Origin of the sequence: Bradyrhizobium sp., from assembly GCF_049581145.1 — a bacterium.
Lineage (GTDB): Bacteria > Pseudomonadota > Alphaproteobacteria > Rhizobiales > Xanthobacteraceae > Bradyrhizobium.
In genome coordinates this window covers 1-3,293 of the sequence record NZ_JBAURI010000041.1, presented here as the reverse complement: position 1 = coordinate 3,293, position 3,293 = coordinate 1, and the positions used below count along the sequence as shown (strand labels likewise).

The window sequence follows — 3,293 nt, the reverse complement described above, 5'->3', positions numbered from 1 at the left end:
ACGCGCTTTCGCTGCAATCGTTCTACCGGCTGCTCAGCCGCAATTCGACGTTCGCATACAAGGGCAGGAATCTCAGCCCACGCCTGATCGCGCGCGAGATCGACGCTACCTATCTGATCCGGGGTTCGGTGCGGCGCGCGGGCAAGAAAATCCGGGTCACCGCCGAGCTGATCGCCCCCGAAAACGGCGAGCAATTATGGACCGGTCGCTATGACCGCGATATCGGCGATTTGTTCGCGCTGCAGGATGAACTGACGACGGATCTGTCCGCCGCATTGGCTCCGGAGATTTTTCGCGCAGAAGCGCGCAGCCGGGCCCGCTTGTGGTCCACCGACCTGACCGCATGGGATCGGTTCCTGCGCGGGCTCTCGCATTATTATCGGCAGACCAAGCCGGATTTCGAGGCCTCGATTGCCCTGTTCAGGGAGGCCATCGCGCTCGATCCGGCGCTCGCCATCGCGCGCGCCTATCTCGGCACCATCCTGGTGCAGGGCGCGCAGTATGGCTGGATCAAGAGCACCCGCGACTTGTGGGCGGAGGCGATGAGCCTGGCGGAAAGCAGCGTCCGGCTCGACCCGCGGTCGTCATTTGCGTTTTCGATCCTGGCCTATATGCACGCGATGGACGGCAACCACGAGCCCGCGCTCGATGCCGCCCGCAAGGCGGTTGAACTGAATCCCTACGACATGGGCGCGCGCGGCGTGCTCGGCATCTGTCATCTCGTCCTGGGCGAGCATCGCGAGGCCATCGAACTGTTCTCGATGGCGGTGCAGCGCGGCAACAGCGATCCCCGCTATCAATGGTCGGCGCTGAACGCCTTCAGCCACTATCTGCTGCGGCAATATGATGCCGCGCTGTCCTGGGCGCGCGAGGCGCTGTATCTCAATCCCAACCATCTGCAGGTGCTCGCGGTCCGCGCCGCGGCGCTGGCGCAGTCGGGGCGATCGGAGGAGGCGGCAATTGCGACCGAAGTGTTGCTCACCAGCTATCCCGGCCTGACCGTCGAAAAGCACCTGCGGAATTTCCGCTGGAAAAGGCCGGCCGATATCGCGCATTACCGTGACGGCCTATTGAAGGCCGGCGTGCCGTCGACGAGACTGACGCTGGTTGGCGCAGCAAGATCTTGAACCAGCTTCGCGGTTCTTATCATCAATTGTCAGTCGGCCGGCATGTCCGGCGTTTCGTTTGCAAATCGGGGAGCCCCCTTTTTCGCATCGATTGACGCAACCAGTTCGGCACGGACCTGGTCGAGGACGGGTCCGTAGTCGCGCGCGGCGGTTTGCCTGAACAGGCGGAGCGTCGGATACCAGGGGCTGTCGTCGCGATCGAGCAGCCAGCGCCAGTCCGGCACATGAGGCAGCAGCACCCAGGTGGGCCGGCCGAGCGCGCCGGCCAGGTGCGCGATGCTGGTATCGACCGTGATCACCAGATCGAGGCATGACAGGAGCGCCGCGGTCTCCGCGAAATCAGTCAGATCGGCGGTGAAGTCGACGATGTCGGGCGTTGCGCGCAGCAGCTCGGCGTCCCGCGGTCGCGGCTCCTTCTGGAGGCTGACGAATGTCGCATCGACGTCCAGGATGCGGCTCAGCATCCGAAACGGCATCGATCGGTTGCGGTCATTCCAGTGCCTGGGGTCGCCGGACCACACCAGGCCGACACGCATCTTGTGGCGGCGCCCCAGGCGGTTGTCCCAGGCCTGCGCCCGCTCGGCATCCGGCGCGGCCAAATAGGATGTTGCGGCGGGAATGGTGTCGAGCCTGGTTTCGAACGCCAACGGCAGGCTGCTGATCGGAACGTGAAAATCGAACGGCGGCAGCACCGTATCCGGCAATCTCGGCAGGCACTGTGAAACGCCGTTCAATCCCGACAGGATCGGACAGAGCGCCGGCTCGACCATCAGGATCACGCGTGCGCCGCGCGCCGCGAGCATCGGGACATAGCGTGCGAACTGGATCGAATCCCCGAACCCTTCATCGCTGCACACCACGACCGTCCTGCCTGCGACGGGCTCTCGTCCGAACCACATCGCGCCGCGCAGCTTCGGGTATCCCATCGACAGCGTGGGAATGCGCCAGCGCACTTCGCGTCCTGTCCAGCCCGCCTTGAAATCCCCGCGCAGCAACTGCAGCAACGCGACGTTCCAGGCGGCCTCGGCGTGGCCCGCGTCGATCGCCAAGACTTCTCCGTAAGCCATCATCGCCTCGTCGAGGCGGCAAAGCTCGGCCAGCGCGCTCGCCTTGTTGACGAGGGTTGTCGCGGCATCCGGGTCGATTGCCAGCGAACGCTGGTACCAGGACAGCGCTTCCTCGGTCCGATTCTGCGCCTGCAGCACGGCGCCCATATTGTTGCAGGTCTTGGCGTTGGCGGGATCCAGCGCGATGGCCCGAAGGTTTTCGGCGATCGCTTCGTCGAACCGGTTCAGGCTCTTCAGCACCAGGGCTCGCAGATAGCGCGTCGGCGCATGATCCGGCTGCAGTTCGGCGCTGCGCTCGAGATCGACCAGCGCCTCCGCCAACTGCCCCGCCTCGTGGAGAAGATATCCTGCCATGTAGGCCGCTTCGCGATGGCGGGGATCGAGCTTGGCCGTCAACTTGAAACAGAGCAGCGCGTCGGACGGACGCCCTGCGGCCAGCAGCGTATTTCCCATCTGCCAAGAAAGCTGGCATGAGAGCCCGGCATCGTCCGGCTTGAGCTGCATAGCCTGGTCGAAGGCCCGGAGCGCGTCGTCGTGCCGTCCGAGCTTCCGCAGCGCGATTCCCAATGTCGTCAGATAGGCCGGCTTCAGCGACTTCCGGATCGCGCGCGATACCCATTCGACCGCATGGTCGAACTGGCCGGCTTCCAGATGCACGAGACCCACGATGTGCAGCGTGTCCGCGTTGTCAGGATCGAGCGCGAGCGCCTGCCGGCAGCGCGCCTGAGCGTCGAGGAGCCGCCCGGCGAGCGCCTGCTCGATGGCGGAGGCCTGGAGCACCGCGAGACCGTGCGCTCCCGGCACGCGCTTGCCGCCCGCTTCGATCCTGGCCGTTCCGGTGTTGGCCTTTTCGGCGGCCCGCCGCTCGCGACGGTTCATCTGCGCCTTGCTAGCGATGGCTCTGCTTTGTAGCCGAAGATCGATCCGAGAAATCGATCATTGCAGGATGGATTTCGCGATAGCAACCCGTCCTACCTTCTTGGTTTCATGAGACCAGAACTCGGAAATGACATGCTAGATGATTCGGCGGCCCGCAGTAAGTGCGCGCCAGATGCAGCGAGCATTGCCATTGCGATGCCGATCCCAGCCCGGTCAAACT

At 64.6% G+C, this 3,293-nt stretch carries 2 protein-coding genes; one reads left to right on the top strand and one right to left on the bottom strand.

The features are described 5' to 3' along the window. A partial coding sequence (locus WCB02_RS01275; protein WP_423955477.1) for a tetratricopeptide repeat protein occupies nt 1-1,127 on the top strand: 1,127 nt, incomplete at its 5' end. Nucleotides 1,128-1,156: 29 nt separating this feature from the next. On the opposite strand, the gene WCB02_RS01270 is transcribed toward WCB02_RS01275, so the two are convergent. Further along, nucleotides 1,157-3,073: a tetratricopeptide repeat protein gene (locus tag WCB02_RS01270; RefSeq protein ID WP_423955474.1), complete on the bottom strand. Its 1,917-nt coding sequence runs from the start codon at nt 3,071-3,073 to the stop codon at nt 1,157-1,159. Nucleotides 3,074-3,293: the final 220 nt, after the last annotated feature.